This window comes from Mangrovivirga cuniculi, from assembly GCF_005166025.1.
Taxonomy (GTDB): domain Bacteria; phylum Bacteroidota; class Bacteroidia; order Cytophagales; family Cyclobacteriaceae; genus Mangrovivirga; species Mangrovivirga cuniculi.
This window is the reverse complement of sequence record NZ_CP028923.1, coordinates 269,812-292,388: the sequence shown is the minus strand read 5'-3', so window position 1 is coordinate 292,388 and position 22,577 is coordinate 269,812. Positions and strand designations below refer to the sequence as shown.

Sequence of the window (22,577 nt, the reverse complement as noted above, 5' to 3'; positions counted from 1 at the left end):
TTATGTTAGCTGAAATTAAAAAGGAAGACATTAAAAAAGCAGCTGATAAAATTGGCCCATATATTCATAATACACCGGTGTTAACCAGTAAGTTTTTTAATGAACTCAGTGGAGCCGAGTTGTTTTTTAAATGCGAAAACCTTCAAAAGGTAGGGGCTTTTAAAGCCCGTGGTGGAGTCCATGCAGCCTTAAATCTCACAGAGGTAGAGCTTAAAAATGGGCTCGTGACTCACTCCAGTGGAAACCATGCCCAGGCAGTAGCCTATGCAGCTAAAATTTTGGATGTCAAGGCTTATATCGTCATGCCTGATAACGCTCCAAAAGTTAAAATAAACGCTGTTAAAGGCTATGGCGCTGAGGTTATACTTTGTGAACCCACTCTCGAAGCTCGTGAATCTACTCTGGGGGAAGTAAAGAAAGAAAAAGGTGCAGTTTTTATTCCTCCTTTCAATCATGATGATGTAATCCTGGGTCAGGCTACCTGCGCAAAAGAATTAATCGGGGAAGTAGAAGATCTCGATATTATTATTGCTCCGATTGGAGGAGGAGGGTTGATCTCAGGCACTATTCTATCAGCTAAAGTTTTCGGGAAAAACATCAAGGTTTATGGTGGAGAGCCTGAAGGTGCAGATGATGCTTACCGATCTCTTAAAAGTGGCGAATTGATAGAAAGCCATATTCCGAATACTGTAGCAGATGGATTATTGGTTACTTTAGGAGACAAGACCTGGGAAATAATAAGAGATGGTATAGAGGATATTATTCTTGTAAATGATGATCAGATACTGGAAGCAATGAAGCTAGTCTGGGAAAGAATGAAAATTATCATAGAGCCATCCTGTGCTGTTCCTGTGGCAGCGATATTAAAAAATAAGGAGCTGTTTAAAGACAAGAAAGTAGGAGTGATTCTTACCGGGGGAAATGTTGATCTGTCGAAAAACTATTTTTCCTGATGGGAAGTAGTGTTTCAGATACCAATAAAGCTTTTTGTATTCTGCCATGGATACATTTTCACGTGGGTTTACATGGCAGGGTTCAGCCCTGTTGTATTTCCTCTAAACCCATGGGAAATATCAATCAGGAATCACTCGGTGAGATATGGAATGGAGAGAAATTTCGCGAGCTTAGAGCTAAAATGCTTGCCGGTAAGAAAGTAAAAGCATGCAAAAGTTGCTATGCCCTTGAAGACAGCGGAGCAGAAAGCCTGAGACAGGAAAACAACAAAAAATTCAGCCAGCATATGGATCTGGTTCAAAATACTGATTCCGATGGATCGATAACTTCTCAACCGATATATTGGGATCTCCGGTTTTCAAATGTTTGTAATTTTAAGTGTCGAACTTGCTGGCACGGAGCCAGTTCAAAATGGTTTGACGAGGCTAAGGAGAATGGAAATACAGCGGCAGACCAGGCAATAATTAAAAACATTGAGGATGTTGATAGATTTTTTGAAGAGAACAGAGAATTACTCATTCAGGCAGATGAATTTTATTTTGCCGGTGGCGAACCATTGATTATGGAAGAGCACTATTCTTTGCTCAATTTGTTAACCGATAGCGGTGCGCAACCTGCTCTCAGGTACAATACTAATCTTTCGTTATTATCCTTTAAAGGAAGAAAGGTTACTGATCTTTGGGCTCATTTTGATGATGTTGAAGTGATGGTTAGTATTGATGGTATTGGACAACATGGGGAATCAATTCGTACCGGTCAGAATTTTCAAAAGCTCGAAGATAACTTAAGGTATTTGTTAGATAACACCGCAGTGAGGGTTTTAATATCTCCAACAATTTCATCTTTAAATGTTGGTCAGCTGCCAGAAATATATGATTGGTGGTTGAATGCTGGTGGAAAGGATGAAGGATGGTATGTTAATATCTTACAGAGGCCTAAAGAGTTTAATATTAAGTGCATACCTGTGGACGAAAAGGCCATAATTGTTAAAGAATTAAAGAAATCTCAAGATCAGTTTTATTATAGTAAGTATGCAAGAGGCCTAAGTGAGATTCTTAAATTCATAAATTAGATATATACCAGAGGGTCTGACCTGTATCTTTTCTTTACTACTTAGACATTTCTTCGTGAAGAGAAATATGATTTTTCTTATTGCTGTTTTTTCCCAATGAGTGTTTATTGACTACTTTGTAGGTTCTTTCTATTTTTTAAATATTTAATTCCTTTCCTGGCAATCGAAAGATATTAATTGGTAAATTAATATATGAATCTCAAAACCAGGTTCAATCGCGCCTTGCCAATAATTACTGTACTGGTTGTTTTAGTAAGTGTTATACTAATGGTTTCCAGTATGTCGAAATTATCACAGACCCATGATGAATCAGGTCATATAGTCGCGGGTCTCGAATGGTTTCAGGGTTCCTATGAAGTTTCCCCTCAAAACCCTCCTTTTTCAAGGATTTGGAGTGCTATAATACCGTACTTGAAAGGCGAAAGAGTTAATATTCCGAAAAATTTACATGAGAATTATTGGGCAAATGGAGCAGCAGGAGGTGCATTAACTAAGAAATTTGATTCAAGTGAAGAGTATCGAAGCTTTTTGCAATATGCCAGGGTAGGTCCCCTAATTATGTTTATCCTTACTTTGTTTCTGGTGTATCTGGTCGGGGATAAACTTAAAGATAAAGTAACAGGCTACATTGCTGTAATTATAATGGCAACTACTCCTTTGGTAATGGCACACTCTACTTTAGCTACTACTGATGTGCCAGCAATGGGGACCTGTCTGTTATCAATTTATCTGATAATTTTATGGATAGAAAAACCTGATTCGAAGCGTTCTGTCTTGATGGGTATTGGTTTTGCACTGGCAGTATGCACAAAATTTACAGCTATATTATTTGTTACACCTTCATTGGTTGTTTTACTGGTATTAAAAGTTTGGAAAAAGCCTGTCGATCTATTTCCCTATTTTAAGAAATTTCCTGTAATAATTTTTACCTCCTTGCTAACAGTGTGGGCTGTCTATAGGTTTTCTTTCGGATTAATTGGAGATATCCCACATGATGGAATGCTCGAAGCTGGGGATTGTTATGCATCCAATCCTATTCTTTCCCAAGTGCAAACCTGGAAAGTGCCGGCCCCCGAGTTTTTTAAAGGTCTTGGAGACACCTGGTGTCAAAATCAGGTTCCAATAAAAGGATATTTGATGGGAGATCTTAAACCCACCGGTAGTATTTTCTTTTATCCGATTTCATTTATCGTAAAAACACCAATAACCCTATTATTTCTGTTTCTTTTCTCAATTTCAATCACGATTTATTATCGGCTTTTTAACTGGAAAGTTTTGGGTATGTTTAGCGTTATTTTTATTGTTTTCTTGCTGAGTTTTATCAGTAATTTAAATATCGGACTTCGACATATCATCCAGGTTTTCCCATTTATCTCCTTAGTTTCAGCTTTCGGTGTGACGATTTTAATTGAAAAGCTTGATAATTCTAGAAAACACTGGGCTGGTATTGTGACCGCTTTGCTCCTTGGAGCCCAGGCAACTATTTCCTGGTCACAATATCCTCACTGGCTTTCTTATTTTAACCTGATTGGTGGTAATGATCCCGGAAATATTATTGTAGATAGTGATTTAGACTGGGGACAAGGCCTTTATGAACTAGAAGAATTTTTTGAGGGGAAAGATGTCGACAGTCTCCATATAGCTGTTTTTCATACTTATAACCTGTGTAATTATGATCTACCTGATATGTCATATATCGGGCCCACAGAAAAAAAGACTGGCTGGATAGCAATAAGTGAATTTGTTTATCGTAAAGTTCCGGACTGGGGCCTGGAAAACCCATGTGATTTTGTGGACTTTATAGGTTATGATGTCCCCTTCGAAGAGCGTTATGATTGGTTGAGAAAATACGAGCCTGTAGCAAAAGTTGGTGGTGGTTCAATTCGGATATATCATATCACTGAATAATTAGTCTTGTGACCAGTCATTAATCAAATTTTAGTAATCATTAAATACCTCTATATGAGGGTCCCGGAATTTAAAGATATAAAAAAAGCCATGACAAATATGCCATGGCTTTATATTAGAAAGCTTTAAAACTTTAATTATTCTCTTTTTTGAACTTCTCAAAAGCAGATTCAAGATCAGCCTGAGGGAAGGTGTTGTTAGATGGTTCTACATCGGCTAACTCTCCTTCAGGATCAAAAACTAATTTTGAAACTTCTTTGTCCTTCACAAAAACCTTGGTTACCTCATTTTCATTTCGTCTCCAGATCTCGGCCGGGATAACTTCTCTTTCAGTAGTACCATCAGTATAGTGCCATTCAAGTATCAAAGGCATTACTAATCCACCTTTGTTTTTGAATGTTACCTCGTAGAAGTTTTTATCTTTTGCTTTGTTAACTACCCCTTTTGAGTCTACTCTGTTCATGAACTCGCCATAATATCTGTCAGGGGTATCAGTGATAGTAAAGTATGAAGGACCGTCCTCTAAAGAGTTTTTGCCTTCTTTTTCTCCACCTGGCTCAGCTGATGTTTTGATGTCGATCTGGTTTTCAAGAACTTGCTTATCCTCGGTATATTTAAACCAATGAACGTTTTCTACCGCTACGTCTACGTGATCGATAGAATAGAACCACCCTTTCCAGAACCAGTCAAGATCAAATGCAGAAGCATCTTCCATTGTTCTGAAAAAGTCAGCAGGTGTTGGATGTTTAAAAGCCCATCTTTTTGCATATTCTTTAAATGCATAGTCGAATAGTTCTTCACCCATTATCGTCTGGCGAAGCATAACTAACCCGGCAGAAGGTTTACCATAAGCGTTATATCCAAATTGTAAAATATTATCTGACTGAGTCATTATCGGCCTGATAAACTCTTTACTTCCTTTCATGTAATTCACAACTCCTTCAGGAGTTCCCCAGGTCAGGTCAAATTCAGGATAGTGTTCTTTTAAAGTAACGTGCTCCATGAATGAATTTAATCCTTCATCCATCCAGGTCCATTGACGCTCATCTGAATTAATGATCATCGGGAAGAAGTTGTGACCAACTTCGTGAACAATTACCCCTACCATACCTTCTTTAGTTCGCTGAGAATACGAACCATTTTTATTGGGGCGACCATAGTTGAAGCAGATCATTGGATATTCCATACCCTGGTTTGCAGCATGAACAGAAATAGCCACAGGATAAGGGTACTCGATAGTATGCTCAGAATAAGTGATCAAGGTATTTTTGACTGCTTTTGTCGATTCTTCTTCCCAAAGCGGATTTCCTTCTTTCGGGTAGAAAGACATTGCCAAAGGCGTTTTGTCACCAACTTTAACCGCCTGTGCATCCCAGATATACTTTCTGGAAGAAGCAAAGGCAAAGTCTCTTACGTTTTCTGCTTTGAATACCCAGGTTTTTGAATCTGTAGATTTATCTTTTTCATTTTCGATAGCCTCTTCTTCCGTTACGATGAAGACTGGCTCATCAAATGATTTCTGTGCTTTCTTAAATCTTTTTGCCTGCTTTCTGGTTAAAACATCCTCTACATTTTGTAGCGACCCGGTAGCTGCGACAATGTGATCTTCAGGTACTGTGATCTCTACATTAAAATCACCAAAAGTAAGAGCAAACTCCCCTCTTCCAAGAAATTGTTTGTTTTGCCACCCTTCAAAATCAGAATAAACAGCAAGCCTTGGATACCACTGAGCAATAGTATAGGCAAAGTTGTCATCTTCAGGGAAATACTCATATCCACCTCTTCCATCGATGTACATTCTGTCATAAATGTTGTACGACCAGTTGATATTAAAAGTGAAAGTGTCTCCATTTGACAGAACTGATGGAAGCTCTATTCTCATCATCGTACCATTGATGAAATATTTAAGGTCATTTCCATCTTTATCTGTAACTTTTTGAATGTCAAATCCTCCTTCATAACCACTGAATTCAGCAGTTGATTTTAATATTTTAGAAGGAATCTGAGAACCCATTTGCCTTTTTTCTGAGGTACTGGCAATGCTTTCCTGGGTTCTTATATTTTGGTCTAGCTGAATCCACAAATAGCCTAATGGGTTCGGAGAGTTATTGTAATAAGTGATAGTTTCCTCACCAGTCAGTACCTGAGTTTCATCATTTATTGATACTTTGATATCGTAGTCAGCTTTTTGCTGCCAGTATTCTGGTCCCGGGGCACCTGATGCCGTTCTGTATACATTTGGAGAAGGCAGCATAGTCCCAAGTTGTTCAAACTTTCCTTCGTACTTGCCCTGTGCAGAGGCGATAAAAATCGAAAGAAAAGTAAGCGCGATTAAGTGCAGTCTTTTCATAATAATAGTTTCAGTTTACACAAAAGTAAAAAAAAGGCCGGAATTCACCGGCCTCTTTTATGTAAACGTTTGTTAATGTTATTTAGTCGGTTCCGTCCTTGAATTTATCAAAGGCAGATTTTACATCTTTTCGTGGATACACGTTGTTTTCAAGATTTACATCAGCAGTTTCAAGATTAGGATCAACCGTAATTCTTGTTACTTCTTTTTCAGTAATGAAAGTTTTTACCGCAACATTTTCGTTTCTTCTCCAGATCTCTGCAGGAACTTTTTGAGTTTCAGTAGTTCCATCTGCATAAGTGAATTCAACGATGATCGGCATCACAAGACCACCTTCATTTTCGAATGTTACTTCGTAGAAGTTTTTGTCTTTTGCTTTGTTTACGATTTCTTTATCATCTACTCGATTCATGAACTCACCATAGTATCTGTCAGGAGTGTCTGTGATAGTGAAATACATTGGATCTTCTAATGCCGTTTCACCTTCAGAAGCATCTCCTGGCTCCTGGGAAGCAGAAACACTCACCTGGTTTTCAAGTTTTTCTTTATCTTCAGTGTACTTGAACCATCTTACTTTTTCTATTGTAATGTCTACGTGATCAGTGCTGTAGAACCATCCTTTCCAGAACCAGTCAAGATCTACTGCTGAAGCATCTTCCATTGTACGGAACAAGTCAGCTGGAGTCGGGTGTTTAAATGCCCATCTCTTTGCATACTCTTTAAATGCATAATCAAATGATTCAGGTCCCATCACAGTCTCGCGAAGGATGTTTAATGCAGTAGCAGGTTTTGCATAGGCGTTGGCTCCAAACTGTAGAATTTGCTCAGAGTTGGTCATGATTGGTCTGATAAACTGCTTATCTCCTTTCATGTACCTTACAATATTTGCTGCAGGCCCTCTTCTTGAAGGGAAGTTGTCATATTGTTCTACTTCAGTTCTGTACTGAACAAAAGTATTCAAACCTTCATCCATCCATGTCCACTGACGCTCATCAGAGTTTATGATCATCGGGAAGAAGTTGTGTCCTACCTCGTGAATAATCACGCCGATCATTCTGTATTTAGTTGTTTCAGAATAGTTTCCATCCTTGTCTGGACGACCGAAGTTGAAACAGATCATTGGGTACTCCATACCGATAGATGCTGCATGAACAGAAATAGCAACCGGATATGGGTATTCGATAGTATACTTAGAATAAGTTTCTAAAGTGTTTTTTACTGCTTTAGTTGACTCTTCTTCCCAAAGAGGATTCCCTTCTTTCGGGTAGTAAGACATTGCTAAAGGAGTGTTATCGTCTGATAATTTTACAGCCTGTGCATCCCAGATGAATTTTCTCGATGATGCGAATGCAAAGTCTCTTACGTTCTCTGCCTTATACACCCAGGTTTTAGTATCCTTAGCTTTTTCTTTCTCATTTTCGATAGCCTCTTCTTCTGTTACAATAAGAACCGGCTCGTCGAATGATTTTTTAGCTTTTTCGAAGCGATTTATTTGCTTCTTCGTAAGAACTTCTTTTTCATTTTGTAAAACACCAGTTGAGGCAACGATATGGTCTGAAGGAACAGTGATTGATACTTCATAGTTACCAAATGGTAGGGCAAACTCCCCTCTTCCAAGGAATTGTTTGTTCTGCCATCCTTCAAAATCACTGTAAACAGCCATTCTTGGATAGAACTGAGCGATTGTGTACAGATAGTTGTCGTCTTCAGGGAAATACTCCATACCTGAACGGCCGCCATCACTCATTCTGTCATTGATATTATAAGACCACTCGATATTAAATTCGAAGGTGTCTCCGCTATTCATCACAGATGGAAGCTCAACTCGCATCATTGTTTTATTGATGAAATACTTAAGATCATTCCCATTCTCATCAGTTACTGATTTGATTTTATAACCACCTTCATAATCATTTAATTCAATTCCAGGTACCCATTTGCTGTAAAGCGTATCTCTCATCCCGCTTGTCGCAACTTTTGGAGTATGAGAATCAGTTGCTCTCATATTTTGATCAAGTTGTACCCATAGGTAGCCTAAAGGGTTTGGAGAATTGTTATAGTAGGTTATTGTTTCACTACCTGTAATGGTTTGCCTGTCATCATCAAGCGTTACATCGATATTGTAGTCTGCTCGTTGCTGCCAATATTCCGGTCCCGGAGCCCCGGAGGCTGTACGGTAAACATTTGGAGAACGTAGCAGTGATCCCAATTGTTCAAATTTTCCTTCATATTTACCCTGGCCAAATGAAGTGCCATAGATAAATACTAAAGAAAACAATAGAAATACTTTCTTCATAATGTATTGTTTATTGTTAATTTATTGAATAGTTAAGTTGTATTCTAAATTAAAAAACTGACCGCTATTCCGGCAACAGCAGAGGATATAATTAATACCCAGTCGCGTCGCCTGACTCCTGCAAGATTAACAAAGAGTGATGTGGTAATCAAAACTGCCAATACCACGATAATCTGGCCAACTTCCAGACCAATATTAAACGCAAATAATGGTCCGATTATTGATTTTTCTCTCCCGAGAAGCGTTTTGAAGTAAGTGCTGAATCCAAGCCCGTGTATTAATCCGAAGAATAAAGCAAGAACGGAATTCATGCTCACTAACTTTTTATTTTCAGAATATTTCTTTCTAAAAAGGTTCGCTACCGCGGTAACTAAAATTGTTAATACGATCAGTTTTTCAATTTTCCTGTGATCATAATCAATCAGGTCAAATGCTGACAGAGCCAGTGTAATTGAATGACCTACGGTAAAAGCAGTAACTAAAACCAAAACTCTTTTCCAGTCCCGAAACATAAATATGATACCTAAAGCAATGACAAATAAAATGTGGTCATAACCATTAATATCTAATATGTGCCTGAGACCCAGCTCGAAATAGAGCAAAAAGTTATCCATATTTTAAAACAGGTATATTTTTTGTGACTCCTTAAAAGTTCAATATTAATAAACTATAGTAACTTTACATATATAAACTATCTAATATGGCGGCAAAAATATTTTTAACGGCAATATTATCATTTTTTTGGAGTCTACATCCATTTCACGTAAGTGTAACCGATATTGTTCACAAAAAGGATCAAAAAGCACTTCAAATTACCTCTCGTGTTTTTTTGGATGATCTCGAGTTAGCTTTGAATGATGTTACCGGAGAAACTCTGGATGTGATCGCATTATCAAAATCAGGAGAACTTGATAATATTCTGAAACCTTATTTTTTAAAGAATTTTAAACTGAGAGTTGATGATGAGAAAACACCTCTAAAATACCTTGGGTCACAGTTAGATCAGGATGCCTTAATGGTATTTCTGGAAGTTGAAAATGTACAGACTGTTTCAAAGCTCTTCGTCAGAAACACACTCATTTTTGAGAAATATGATGACCAGTCTAATATTATACATTTTAACTATAATGATGAAGTGACCAGTGCCCGATTACATGAGGATAATCCTTACGTTATTTTTGAAAGATAACTACCTTCTTCAAATTAATTGTTTTCATCGCGTGTTTTAGTAATTTGGTGTTTATACACTGAACTAATAAAACACACGATGAATCATATAAAAGTAATCAGGTTATTCGTTTGCCTTTTAATATTCTCAGCTTGTGCATCAGCAAATCAAACTACTTCTGATCAATCTGAGGAAGAAAAAGTAAAAGTCACCAAAGGCTTTTTTGATTATAAAATTGATGTAGAGTCTCAAAAGGTATATTTGAGAGTCGAGCATTACGATAGTCTTTTTCTTTATTTAAATAGTCTGACTGCTGGTATTGGTTCAAATGATATCGGCTTAGACCGGGGACAGCTAGGTAATTCACGGATGGTGAAGTTTAGTAAATACGGAAATAAAGTCCTTTTAATTGAGCCGAACTCCAGTTATGTAGCTGTTTCTGATAATAGTTTAGAGGTTAGAGCGGTAGAAGAAGCTTTTGCAAAATCGGTGATTGCCTCATTTTCTATCGAAAAGAAGAAATCCGGAAGCTCAAATGGTGACTGGATCGACATAACAGAATTCATTACAAGAGACGCCCATAATATTGCAAAAACCTTAAAAGATCAGGGCCAGGGTAGTTATTCTCTCGACAAGAAAGCCTCAGTGATTTTAGCTGAAAATAGCTTTAATTTCCCTCGAAATACAGAGCTTGAGGCGATGCTTACTTTCAGAGGTGAGCCTAAGGACTATGAAATCAGGAGCGTAACTCCATCACCCGAAGCTGTTACTATTCAAGTTAGGAATAGTTTCGTTGCTTTGCCTGAAGAAGGTTTTGACCCAGTGAAATTTCATCCGGGAGGAGGCTATTTCGGAATAAGGAAATATAATTATGCGTCACCGATTGATCAACCGGTTGAAGAACGATTCATCACAAAGCATAGATTAATCAAAAAAATCCGGATGCCGAAATTTCTGAGCCGGTAGAACCAATTATATATTATTTAGATCCAGGAACACCGGAACCTGTTCGTTCCGCTTTATTAGACGGCGCAAGATGGTGGGACCAGGCATTTGAAGCTGCTGGCTTTAAAAATGCCTTTCAAGTGAGGGTATTGCCAGACTCTATTCACCCGATGGATAGCCGGTATAATGTTATTCAGTGGGTACATCGATCAACCCGTGGGTGGTCTTATGGGGTTCAGGTGATAGACCCCAGAACCGGAGAGATAGTAAAAGGAATGGTGACTTTAGGTTCTTTAAGAGTAAGGCAGGATTTCCTGATCGCTCAGGCTCTTGTGCCAGCTTATGGGCTTAATCCAAATACAGCTCCTCATATGGCTCTTGCACTTGCAAGGATCAGACAGCTATCTGCTCATGAAGTAGGTCATACCCTGGGATTAGCACATAACTATGCAGCAAGTTCTTATGGAAGAGAATCCGTGATGGATTATCCTCATCCTTATGTTTATGAGGGCGCAGACGGACAGTTAAATTTTGATTCTGCCTATGATGTTGGAATCGGGGAATGGGATAAAGTGGCTATTAATTTTGGTTATGGAGCTCATTCAGAGGAAGAAAGAAAAGAAGTTATCAATGAGGCTGTAGAAAAAGGGGTCTATTTTCTTTCTGATCAGGATGCCAGACCAATTTACGGCGCTCATCCGGAAACCCATTTGTGGGATAATGGCTTACGGCCTGATGAGGAACTACAAAGAGTTTTGAAAATAAGAAAAATCGCACTTGATAAATTTGGCACGGACAATTTGCCAGAAGGAAGATCTTATTCAGATTTAGAAGAAATGCTCGCGCCGTTGTATTTCTACCATCGATACCAGCTGGAGGCAGCAGTGAAGCTTATCGGAGGGGTAGATTATCGATATAATGTAAAAGGTGAAGGAGAATTGATAAATGAACCTGTTTCTCCTGAAATACAAAATGAAGCTTTATCTGCTATTTTGGAGACAATTTCACTTGAAAATCTTCAGCTGAGTGACAGGATATTGTCTGTAATACCTCCAAAATCTTTTGGTGACAGAAAAGGGCGGGAATCATTAATGGGTAAAACAGATCCTGTTCTGGATCCGGTTGGGATTGCAGAAACAGCTTCTTCATTTACTTTCGATGCATTATTAAATCCACAGAGAATAAATCGCCTGGCGATACAAAGTAGCAGGAATGATAAACTCATCTCTGTAAAAGATGTGTTCAGTCGCATATCAAATCAAATTGATAATGAAATTGGTAATTCTGAACTCGGAGATCAGATTATGCATACAGTGAAAAATCAGTTTATGAGAAGAATAATAGCATTGAAAGAAAACCCGATTTCTTCGGTGTCAGTGAAAGCAGAATGCCTGGTTTTCCTTGAGGCATTAAAAGAATTATTGGATAATTCTGACAGTCCTGAAGATCAATTGTTGTCAAATTATATAAAACAATATCTGGATGGAGATCTGAAATCAATACCTGTTTCTCCTCCAAAAATACCGGATGGTAGTCCGATTGGTTCAGGTTATAAATGTTATTAATTGAGAGCTCCGAGAAGAAGCTTTTTTTATTTCGTAAGAATAGACTTGAGACAAATGATATTTTGATTCTTTTCTTGAATTAATATAGCAAGGATATACTTAAAGCAACTTTAAAAGACTATTAACATTCAGGTAATATAGAAATGAGAACTTAGCGGTGTCATTTTAAAATACCAACCAAATGCCTGCTGTTACAGATAAAAAAATTTTGATTGTAGATGATGAACCGGATGTAGTAGAATTATTATCATATAATTTCAACAGTGCCGGTTACCAGGTTCAGGAAGCTACCAACGGCAAGGAAGCCATCGATATAGCTAAAAATTTTAATCCGGATCTAATTATTCTGGATATCATGATGCCCGATATTGACGGGGTCGAAACCTGCAGACAGATCAGAAATATCCCAAAGTTTAAAGAAACCTTTGTTTTCTTTCTTACTGCGAGAAGTGAAGAATATTCAGAGGTAGCTGCTTTTGATGTGGGAGGGGATGATTATATAATTAAGCCGATTAAACCCAGGGCACTGCTTAAAAAGGTAGAGTCTTTATTCAAAAGAGAAACTAAAACTGTTGATGACCGGACAAAGATCGAGACTAAAGATTTTATGATTGATAAAGCCAGCTATACGGTAAGAGTTGGCGAAGAAGTGATCCAGTTGGCGAAAAAAGAATTTGACCTGTTATATTTCCTTGCAAGCAACAGTAATAACATTTTCGGAAGAGACATCTTACTTCACCATGTTTGGGGTGCTGATGTATTTGTAGCCGAGAGAACAGTGGATGTTCATATTAGAAAGATTAGAGAAAAATTAGGAGATCGTTTTATTAAGACGATCAAAGGAGTCGGTTATAAATTTGATTATTAAAGTTTCCAACTAAACTGGCTGAGAAATATGATGCGGAGTTGCTGATAAAGGTGATTCCGCATTTTTTATAAAATGTTTCTTAGCATATCTCATTACATCATTTACAACGGTATAAGCGTTATCCGGATAATTAACCCTGGAAGGTGCCGGGCAATTTATCCATGCTTCAATGGCAGGGACTCTTTTCTTTTTAAAAGACTTGATAACCTGATGTCCCATATCTTTGATTCCAGCTCCATTTAAGGCTTGCTCGTATTGTCCTTTCATAGGAATAGCCATTACTTTTTTGCCCAGAAAAAAAGCTTCAGCGACAGATTCGAATCCGGCCCCACATAATATTCCCTTACTGGAAGCCAGAGAATGAATAAACTTTTGATTATTAACAGGTTCAATTTTAATATTATCTACACTGAAAGGTTGTTTAGCATGTTTTGAAAAGATATGCCATTCGTGATCTGTTTTTACTTTTGAAAGCACTTTAATGATTTTTTTATCACCTAATGCGGGTAAGTAAACCGTAAAGTGATTATTTGTCGTGGTTTTAGGGCTCTAATTTCATCCCTGATTATTGGAGTATATATTTTTTGATCATAGCATTTAAAATGAAAACCAAAGGAAATATTTGAAGGAGCATAATGTTTTAATATCGTCAGACCGGCACGGTCTTTCTCCGAGGGTTTCGGAGATAACCTTGAAATAACTGCTGCCTGGTGGGAAAGATTAATAACAGGTAATCCTTTTAATTTTCCTGCCCACGCAGTAACAGGTTCAAAGTCATTGATAATATAATCGTATTGAGTCAAATCAATCGATAATATCTCTTTAATAAATTTTCTGATGTTGTTTTTGCGAAGTGTCTTTCCCCAGTCAATACCACCCCTCTTTCCAAAATAAAATCCCAGCCCCTGGTAGCTTTTCATTACAGGGTAACCGAGCTCTACTTCACAATGATTACCACTAATTACAACATCAAGGTCAGCATAATGAGCAAATTTTGGAACAAGATCACGTGCTCTTGCAATATGTCCGTTGCCAGTACCCTGAATGGCATATAAAACTTTCGGTCGTTTAATCATGATGCATTATAAAATTGCTGTTGAAGCACAGAGAACAATTGCTTGTTGTTTAATGCTGATTTTATTTCAGATTCAATTTTTATTGATGATGCAATGGTGTCTTTTCTGAAATCATATAGTCTCCACTCCCCATTTGCGTATTCGAGAGATGAAAGGTTTTCGATCCAATCCCCGGAGTTGAGATAATCGACGGATCCTTTTTCGCATGATACTTTTTTAATAGCCGGTTGATGTATATGGCCGCATACCACAGAATCATACCCGTTTTCAATAGCAAGCTCGCCGCAAACTTTTTCAAAATCATTGATGAATTTAACTGCACTTTTTACAGAGTTTTTGATTTTTTTACTCATTGAGATTGGAGGTTTTCCTATGAGTTTTAATCCTTTGTTGGTTAAATGATTTAGTAATATAAGCGCATCATATCCTATAGCACCTAATTTAGCCAGCCATTTAGCTTGCTCCATGACCACGTCGAAAATATCCCCATGAAATAAGAGGGTTTTTTTTCCTCCAATCGTCATGGAATATTTGTTAACTATTCTTAATCCAGATAACTCAAAACCTGAAAATTTACGGATGGTCTCATCATGATTTCCAGTGATATAAATGACATCTTTTCCCTTGGCAATCATTGACATGAATTTTTTTAAGACAAGCATATGGCTTTTGGGCCAATATCTTTTTTTGAAATTCCATATGTCGATTATATCTCCGTTAAGGATAATTGTATCAGGGTCGATACTTTTGAGGTATTTTAGAAGCTCATCGGCATGACATCCATAAGTACCCAGATGAATATCAGAAAGAACTAATACTTCGACTTTTCTTTTGAAGTCCATATTATTATGGTTTTACACAAAAGTAAGGGTACAGTATTAGTCAATTATTACCTGATATTGATGAAAGTGTTTTCTTTTGAGGAGTTACTGTTTAGTAGATGTTATTAATATTAATTGAAAATAAAAAAGGCCGGATTTACCGGCCCTTCTAAATAATTTTGGATCTGTTATATAAACATAAACATTGTGACAATACATATCAGAAAATAACCTGTTAAGGTTGCTGCCCCTTCATAGTCTTTGGCTAATCTTTGGCCGAAAAACAAACTGATAATGCTTATGGTACTCAATAGAGCACCTATGAACGCAAAAGTACCAGATTGAGAAACAACTAGCATAACAACTCCGATTGCTGAAAGAATACCAGCGGCTGTTTCAAGTAGGGTAATCAGCGGTATCATTAATGGTGTCAATCCTGAAATTGGGCTTTCTGCAAAATGCCCTTTCAACCAGTCTGCATTGTCCTTATAGTTAAAAATTTTATCTAATCCCGACTGCAAAAATAAAATAGCCAAAAAAAGTGAAAGACATATCTTGATGATTAATTCGACAGTCCATGGATCTTGTAAAAATGAAATTTGGGTGATCATTGTTGATTTATTATATGAAAAATGAATTTGGGTTAAAAATTAATGCCCTCTCAATTTATCTAATAAATGACTGAGCTGATTTGCCTCATCATCTGTTAAAACTTTCAGGTCATCTCTAGATTTTTCAACCACTGGTTCAAGTTTTTCCAGTAGTTCTAAACCTTCTTTAGTAATATATACCTCAACCATTCTACGGTTTGTCTCGCAGACCATTCTTTTTACCAGTTTCTTTTCAATAAGGCGATCGATGAGTCGGGTTACATCAGACATTTTTTCGATCATTACACTCGTAATATACCCAGGATTACATGGCTCAGGATATTTCCCACGAAGAATTCTGAGTACATTGTATTGGGTTTGAGTTATTCCGTAAGGCTTAAATAAATCTTTTAATTTTGACTTGAACCAGTTGCTGGTGTAGATGATGTTGACAAATAATTTTTCATAATTGTCTTTCAGTCCTTTTGTTTTAATTGCCTCCTCTATCTTCATATTACAAATTTTGTCTAAACAAATATAGCTATAGTATAACAAATATCAATGAATAAACAACTCGCATTTAAAAATTTTGTTTAAACAAGTCTTTGACTTTCAGTTTACTAAGCAAAAAACGGACTGCTTTATTTTGTTCGGATGTAAGTATTATACAGGTAGATTGTTTGAAGATCATCATTTTCAAGGGCATTCAGAAATGCTTTTCCATTCGGATACTTATCCTGATTTCTGAAAAGTTTATTGATATCTTTCCAGGTGAAATACGCTAAAGGCTGGTCAAAACCTGCAGGATTGGCCCAATATGGAATAATTACTGCTAATCCCTCTGAATCATATTTTTTATTTTGACCAAATTTATCAAACTGTACATTTTGATAGTGATCAAAGTGTAGTTCCAAAGGTTTACTACTATCAATTGCATTCTTATTAGCATCCTGCCAGATTTGTTTTAAAGAATTCAGGCTTAAGGCTTTTTCAAACTTAAATGATTCATAAGCTTCGATTTCCTTATTAATGATAGCCTTAACCAGTTCATCCATAAAACCGGTTTCGATAGCCTCTGTTCCAGGAATACCCGGAATGAGTCGTGATACTTTTTCATTTTCAAAAGGTCCACTGATTTCTACAGGTGTGAAGTCAGTTTCAGTACCGAATGTAAAGCTTTGAGATAATGGATCTTCAGTTGATTCGTCATAAAGAAATACCCCGTTTCTTCCAATTTCCATCGGATTGAAGAGAGAGCTTGTTTGAAAGTATCGCTGAATCAGAGCTATATCGAAAGTGCAAATTATCGGAGTAAACTGGATCTGATACATCTTCGAAACCGCAGCTTTATATTCTGAGAAATCAAATAATGAAATTAATTTACCTTCATTATTAAGTACCTCGATATAGTCGATATTTTCACCATTAATCACCCCATCTTCTACAAATGACAAATAATAATCATTTTCTTGTAGGGAACTGAGATTATCAATCGGAACGTCGACTCTATATCCTTCCTGATCGAGTAAAAAAGGTTTTAAAGATGTGTTTTTACTAACGTGAAGAACGTCGTCCAGAAAATCTGTATGATGAAGATAATTTAATCCGGGATCACTGAAAACAGACCCTGACCACCAAGATCCGTGGTTATTTCTATACCACATGAATTGGTCGTTTTTATTTAAATACTTTCTGACATCGTCAAATTCAAATGACACCAGGTACTCAATGTCTTCTCCGGTTTGTAAAGGATGAAGGTATAAGTTAATGTAATTGTATAATCTTTTGATATTACCTGAATGAGTCAGAACAGTTTCGTCAATACCCATAAGGTAAAGAGAATTATAAGGAATTTGACCGATTCCTGAATCTACGAGTTTCCACCGTTTATTCTTTTTAGGATTTCTTCCCCTAACATTCTTTGTAGCCATGTATAGCATGTCCTCGAAAAGAACAATATCGCCTTTTGAGTATCTTTTATCGTCATCCCATGCATTAAAAAGCTTTGGGTTTACTTCTCCATCGCTTTCAGCGGTAAGAGCATTTGCAACTTCTTCCGGAGACAGTTCAATGATCTTACTATTATCTTTATAATCGATATAGTATGCGTCCAAATCTCCTTCATAGCATGCCTCAATCAATATCTTGGAAAGTTCCATGCCGCTTTTGAAGAAAGGTTGATTAGCAGAATCCTGAAGGTTTATATATGTAACCTGCCTTACTACGGTAGGCTTTTCCTGCCCCAGGCAGTTAAAAAATCCATTTATTACGATGGCGATTAAAAATAACAGTCTCATCTCGTATATTAAAAATTCACCTCAAAATAACAAAATAATATAATTTTAGAGAGCATGATGTATTATTTAAATTAAAAAATCATTAATAATCGGCTATTTTCTCCGACTGGTTTAGCTTCATTAATATTTACCTTTATATTTGCCAGAGTAATTTAATCAGAACTTAAATATGCTATTAAATTTTATAGAGTGGAATCCAAACCCAATTTTAATCGACCTGGGAAGTTTGGCCATACACTATTATTCCCTGCTATTTGCCGGAGGGTTTATTTTAAGTTATATCATTTTAAACAAGTACTTTAAGAACCAGGGACTTAAGCAGGACTATCTCGATTCTCTTGTTACTTATGTAGTTCTGGGTACTATAATTGGTGCAAGGCTTGGGCATTGTATTTTTTATGACTGGGATTATTTTTCTCAACATCCACTTGAGATATTTTTACCTTTTAGATTCGAACCTGAATTTGAGGTTACTGGTTTCAGAGGTCTGGCAAGTCACGGAGGTATTTTAGGAGTGTTATTAGCACTGTTATGGTTTTCAAAAAACAAGAAAATTGAAAAATGGTGGTTGCTTGATATGCTTGCATTGGTTGGTCCACTTGCAGGAATGTGTATTAGGTTAGGGAACCTGATGAATAGTGAGATTGTTGGTGCTCCAGCAGACGTTCCCTGGGCATTTATATTTGTTCAGGTAGATAACGTGCCCCGGCACCCCGGACAATTATATGAGGCCCTTGCTTACCTGGGAATCTTTATAATTTTGAATATTTTATATCATAAAAAATATCAGGAGCTTGGTAGAGGGGTGATATTTGGACTATTCTTCGTCTTATTATTTGGAGCAAGGTTCGTATTAGAATTTTTCAAGGCCAATCAGAAATCATTTGAAGATGATATGTTCATAAACATGGGGCAGCTTCTAAGTATTCCGTTTTTCCTTGGGGGATTATATGTCATGTATAAACAATGGAATAAACCTCCGGGAGTTCCTAAACTGGGGATGAAAAAGAAAAAGCAATCGGACTAATTATATAAAAAGCCATGATTTCGAATCATGGCTTTTTTTATGTTATTTAAAATAAAATACTGCTGCGACGAGGGCCAGGTAAAGAAAGGCAAATAATAAATACACTTTCTGGCCTGATCTTTTAAACAGGAAATATTTGGTCACGATGGCAGTTACTAATAAAACGTAAGTTGTAACCAACAATACTGTTAGTGACTTATAGTTCATGTAAATGATCAATGTTATAAAAAATCCCATTGACGCCACTCTATCTAAAATAAAAAGCTTTTTATTATCCATTACACCTTCTGAGTTTTCCAGTTTCCTTTTCTGAATCTAATAAAAAATAAGCTTGCCATCACTAGTGATGTCAATGCAACGGTCAAAAATACACCATACGGACCAAGACCAAAAGTTTTAGCCATAAGATATGCCAAAGGGATCTGAAATACCCATTCACATATAAAATTAATGACAGTGGGAGTCTTTGTATCTCCCGCTCCGTTAAAGGATTGACTTAGTACCATAGCGAACCCAAAAGGTATATATCCAACACAAATTATTTGTAAACTAAGCGTCGCTATTTTAACCACCTCAGGTGTATCATCGAATAAATTCACAATATCTCTGGCGAATATTCCAAAGACTAAAGCCAGAATACCAAGGAAAATGAAATTCGCCTTGGTTGCAAGCCAAACTGATTTTTCAGCCCTCAATGGTTTATTAGCACCAAGGTTTTGCCCAACCATCGTTGCAGCGGCATTGGCAAGCCCATATGCAGGTAAGATAGCGAAAATAATAACACGAATACTTACTGTATACCCGGCAAATGCTGCCTGGCCAAACTCGGCAACTATTCTTGCCAGGAATATCCATGAAGCAGAACTGATCAGCATCTGTCCCACTCCCCCTGCAGAAATTTTGATTAATCTTTTAAGCAGTAATATTTTAGGAAGGAACATTGACAACTTTAATTTTAATGAGTGTCGTCCTTTAAATAAGTGGTATAACTGAAAGAGCACACCAACACCCCGTCCGATATTTGTTGCAATGGCTGCACCTTTCAATCCTAACTCAGGAAAGATCCATAATCCAAGAATCAAACAAGGGTCAAGGATGATGTTAAGTCCATTTGCTAACCACAAAGACTGCATAGCCAGATGTGGTTTGCCCACACCACGGAATATTCCATTAATGACGAACAGATACACTATGAAGATGTTTCCTCCAAACATCCATTGTAGATATACACTGCCATACTCAGCAAGTTCAGGGCTTGCTCCCATTAATAACAATATTTCCTGATCGTATGTTAGTCCAACTATTGCTAAAACAATAGAAACAGATAGTCCAACGATCATACTTTGAGCAGCCGCCTTAGATGCAGCACGTGGCTTTCCCTCTCCAGTCCTTCTGGAAACTGTAGCTGTAGCAGCCATGCTGATTCCGATTGCCAGGGAATAAACTAGTGTAATGACAGTTTCTGTAAGTCCTACTGCGGCTACTGCACTAGTGCCTACTTTACTGACAAAGAATATATCGATTACTGCAAACAATGATTCCATGATCATTTCCAGAATCATCGGTACAGCAAGGATAAAAAGTGCTTTTTTCAGGCTTCCTGATGTAAATGAGTAATCTTCTCCACTCAATGACTGCCGGAAAATAGATAATATATGACGAGATTTTTGTAAAAACTTATTCATGCCTATTGAAATAAATAATGAGAAAGAATTGACTTTCAGATGAGAAGAATAAGTTTTCTTCTCAGTTTATTTCACCTCGGGGGTGACGGGGATATTTGGCATGAATAGAATCATGAGTGAAATGTAATTTGTCAAAAATAAGAATTTTATTTCATTAATTGATTTTTTCTCCTTTCATATTTTCCGAAATTTGAAACTGCAATTTAATTTGCATGTTAAGACAGTTATTAGAATAACTTGTTATAAACTGTCTTAAGTTTTTGTCAATTAGGAGCTTATAAATTTTTTAAACTATGAAAAAGATCTGTTTAGCGCTTTTTGTCGCTTTATTATTCTTTAATAATCACACCTATGCCCAAAAGGGAAATATACAATACGATTTAAAATGGGGAGAGAAACAGCGAAGAAGAGCTGAGGAATCTTTCCAACACTATGCCGGTCATGATGAGAATGGACATTATATAGTAAATTCGCAAGCTTTAGCATTTAACACCAAAACCTATTTTGTAAAATTAGATAACAACCTGAATGAGGTTAAAGAAGAAGAGTTCAAAGTCAAGGTAAACGGTAAAAAATGTGCAATCCAAAAATTGCTGCTTTTGAATGGTCAATTAACAGCAATTTCTTCTGTTAAAAACAAAGAAACTAACGGACTTGACCTTGTGGCTCATAAAGTGAATAAAAACACTTTTGAGGTTGATGAGAGCCATTATAAAATTTTGAGTAGAATAGAAAGCATCCCCTTATTGAGTAGTAATTATGATTTTATAATAAACTTTTCACCTGATTCGAGTAAAGTAGCTATTACTACTATTTTTCCAGGTAACTCAAGTAAAAACGTAGTATATGATGTGAAGATGTTCAATTCAAATTTTGATGAAATTTGGCAAAAAAACATTGCTTTTTCTGAATATTCAGAAAACATTGTTTTAAGAAATATAAAAGTTAATAAAAAGGGTGATTATTATGTATTAACTGAAGATGCTTCTGATGAATCAGACAAAAATAATTATAGGCTTGTCAAGATATTAGAAAAAGGAGTTGATAAAAATATAACTGATATTGGTGAAGATGATGAAAGGTTTTATGATTTACAGCTGCAATTAGATCATGAAGGAAATATTATTTGTTCAGGATACTTCTCAAACTCAAATGCTAGAGATGTAGATGGGATTTACTACTTGAAATTTGACAGAGAGGATAATGAAATTATTGAAAAGTGGCTTCCTGATTTAATTAGGAAAATGTATCCTGACAATTTAAAATCAGAGAATACAATAGAATTAAAAGATTATTATTTAGATAATGTTTTAGTATTAGACGATAGTTCCGTAATGCTTACTTGCGAGTCATACTATTCAAACGTTTATTATAAGTCACTTAATCAAAAGATAATTAATCATAAATTTAGAAACTTTATGGGACCTCCTCCTTCTACCCTGAGTTCCAATGATGTTGATGAATATCATCATTTTGAAGATATATTGATTGTTAAATTGTCTTCAAAAGGTGATTTTTTATGGGGGAAAAAGATTGCAAAAGACCAACGTCTTAAATATGTGAGTTCCTATAATGCTTTTGTTAATAAAAATGATGTTTATTTGTTGTATAATGGTACTAAAGCAAATATAAATTTGAAAGAAGGTGAAAAGGCAAAGGCTGCAGGTGGTTATAATGGTTTAGCTACATTATTGGTAAGGGTAGATGAAAATGCAAATGTTGAAAAAAGTGTTCTTTTTGAAAAAGATGAAGTTAAGCTTTATTACCAACCAATTAAAGGCCATCAACTTGATGAAAACCGACGGTTTATTTATACTATGAAAGGAAGGAAAGAATGCTTTCTGCTCTTAGAGTTAATTAATTCCGGTAATGAGAATTTAGGTCAATAAAAAACATTATGATAAAAGGGGCCATATTCTGGTCCCTTTTTCATTTGGTTAAATACTCCAGAAAGG

The 22,577-nt window shown here is 36.5% G+C and carries 18 protein-coding genes and 1 pseudogene; 9 read left to right on the top strand and 10 right to left on the bottom strand.

From position 1 onward, the window contains the following. Positions 1-2 precede the first annotated feature (2 nt). The 3 genes from DCC35_RS01345 (at position 3) to DCC35_RS01335 (ending at position 3,934) form a co-directional block, all read left to right on the top strand. Positions 3-953, top strand: coding sequence for a pyridoxal-phosphate dependent enzyme (locus tag DCC35_RS01345; protein ID WP_137089091.1), 951 nt, complete (start codon positions 3-5; stop codon positions 951-953). Beyond that, a complete protein-coding gene (locus DCC35_RS01340) occupies positions 953-2,026 on the top strand; it encodes a twitch domain-containing radical SAM protein (protein WP_137089090.1) in 1,074 nt (357 codons plus the stop codon). Before DCC35_RS01345 ends, DCC35_RS01340 begins: the two co-directional genes overlap by 1 nt. A 279-nt stretch (positions 2,027-2,305) precedes the next feature. Further along, entirely contained in the window at positions 2,306-3,934 is a 1,629-nt protein-coding gene (locus DCC35_RS01335) for an ArnT family glycosyltransferase (RefSeq protein WP_175402674.1), read from the top strand. A 133-nt stretch (positions 3,935-4,067) separates the two neighbouring features. Here the strand turns inward: DCC35_RS01335 and DCC35_RS01330 are convergent, their stop codons facing one another. The 3 genes from DCC35_RS01330 to DCC35_RS01320 all read right to left on the bottom strand — a co-directional run bounded on the left by DCC35_RS01330 (position 4,068) and on the right by DCC35_RS01320 (position 9,194). Beyond that, positions 4,068-6,284: a M1 family metallopeptidase gene (locus DCC35_RS01330; RefSeq protein ID WP_137089088.1), complete on the bottom strand. Its 2,217-nt coding sequence runs from the start codon at positions 6,282-6,284 to the stop codon at positions 4,068-4,070. Positions 6,285-6,366: 82 nt separating this feature from the next. Then, entirely contained in the window at positions 6,367-8,580 is a 2,214-nt protein-coding gene (locus DCC35_RS01325) for a M1 family metallopeptidase (protein WP_137089087.1), read from the bottom strand. A gap of 44 nt (positions 8,581-8,624) precedes the next feature. Then, positions 8,625-9,194 (bottom strand): HupE/UreJ family protein, encoded by a 570-nt coding sequence (locus DCC35_RS01320; RefSeq protein WP_137089086.1) that lies wholly within the window; start codon positions 9,192-9,194, stop codon positions 8,625-8,627. An 86-nt stretch (positions 9,195-9,280) separates the two neighbouring features. On the opposite strand from DCC35_RS01320, the gene DCC35_RS01315 reads away from it, so the two are divergent. From DCC35_RS01315 to DCC35_RS01300, 4 genes are all read left to right on the top strand, one after another. Beyond that, a complete protein-coding gene (locus tag DCC35_RS01315) occupies positions 9,281-9,769 on the top strand; it encodes a DUF6702 family protein (RefSeq protein ID WP_137089085.1) in 489 nt (162 codons plus the stop codon). Positions 9,770-9,847: 78 nt separating this feature from the next. Continuing rightward, positions 9,848-10,714 (top strand): DUF5117 domain-containing protein, encoded by an 867-nt coding sequence (locus DCC35_RS01310; RefSeq protein ID WP_137089084.1) that lies wholly within the window; start codon positions 9,848-9,850, stop codon positions 10,712-10,714. 119 nt (positions 10,715-10,833) lie between these two features. Further along, positions 10,834-12,258, top strand: coding sequence for a zinc-dependent metalloprotease (locus tag DCC35_RS01305; protein WP_137089083.1), 1,425 nt, complete (start codon positions 10,834-10,836; stop codon positions 12,256-12,258). A gap of 181 nt (positions 12,259-12,439) precedes the next feature. Next, the gene (locus DCC35_RS01300; protein ID WP_137089082.1) at positions 12,440-13,126 is read left to right on the top strand and encodes a response regulator transcription factor; all 687 of its coding nucleotides are present in this window, start codon (positions 12,440-12,442) and stop codon (positions 13,124-13,126) included. A gap of 9 nt (positions 13,127-13,135) precedes the next feature. On the opposite strand, the pseudogene DCC35_RS21120 reads toward DCC35_RS01300, so the two are convergent. The 5 genes and pseudogenes from DCC35_RS21120 to DCC35_RS01270 form a co-directional block, all read right to left on the bottom strand. Beyond that, positions 13,136-14,202: pseudogene (locus DCC35_RS21120) on the bottom strand (glycosyltransferase family protein). After that, positions 14,199-15,044 carry a UDP-2,3-diacylglucosamine diphosphatase gene (locus DCC35_RS01285; RefSeq protein ID WP_137089079.1) on the bottom strand — a complete coding sequence of 282 codons (846 nt, stop codon included), beginning with the start codon at positions 15,042-15,044 and terminating at the stop codon, positions 14,199-14,201. Before DCC35_RS01285 ends, DCC35_RS21120 begins: the two are co-directional and overlap by 4 nt. A 167-nt stretch (positions 15,045-15,211) precedes the next feature. Further along, complete coding sequence (locus DCC35_RS01280) at positions 15,212-15,634, bottom strand: DoxX family membrane protein (RefSeq protein WP_137089078.1); 423 nt, start codon at positions 15,632-15,634, stop codon at positions 15,212-15,214. A gap of 39 nt (positions 15,635-15,673) precedes the next feature. Continuing rightward, positions 15,674-16,126: a MarR family winged helix-turn-helix transcriptional regulator gene (locus tag DCC35_RS01275; protein ID WP_137089077.1), complete on the bottom strand. Its 453-nt coding sequence runs from the start codon at positions 16,124-16,126 to the stop codon at positions 15,674-15,676. 128 nt (positions 16,127-16,254) lie between these two features. After that, the gene (locus DCC35_RS01270) at positions 16,255-17,910 is read right to left on the bottom strand and encodes a hypothetical protein (RefSeq protein WP_137089076.1); all 1,656 of its coding nucleotides are present in this window, start codon (positions 17,908-17,910) and stop codon (positions 16,255-16,257) included. Positions 17,911-18,079: 169 nt separating this feature from the next. Between DCC35_RS01270 and lgt the strand changes: the two genes are divergently transcribed. Further along, entirely contained in the window at positions 18,080-18,937 is an 858-nt protein-coding gene (gene lgt, locus DCC35_RS01265; RefSeq protein WP_137089075.1) for a prolipoprotein diacylglyceryl transferase, read from the top strand. A 42-nt stretch (positions 18,938-18,979) separates the two neighbouring features. On the opposite strand, the gene DCC35_RS01260 is transcribed toward lgt, so the two are convergent. After that, positions 18,980-19,216 (bottom strand): hypothetical protein, encoded by a 237-nt coding sequence (locus tag DCC35_RS01260; RefSeq protein WP_137089074.1) that lies wholly within the window; start codon positions 19,214-19,216, stop codon positions 18,980-18,982. Then, entirely contained in the window at positions 19,216-20,622 is a 1,407-nt protein-coding gene (locus tag DCC35_RS01255) for an MATE family efflux transporter (protein WP_137089073.1), read from the bottom strand. The genes DCC35_RS01260 and DCC35_RS01255 overlap by 1 nt, the downstream gene beginning before the upstream one ends. Positions 20,623-20,915: 293 nt before the next feature. Between DCC35_RS01255 and DCC35_RS01250 the strand changes: the two genes are divergently transcribed. Next, positions 20,916-22,511, top strand: a complete 1,596-nt coding sequence (locus DCC35_RS01250) for a hypothetical protein (RefSeq protein ID WP_137089072.1) — start codon at positions 20,916-20,918, stop codon at positions 22,509-22,511. Positions 22,512-22,577 lie beyond the last annotated feature (66 nt).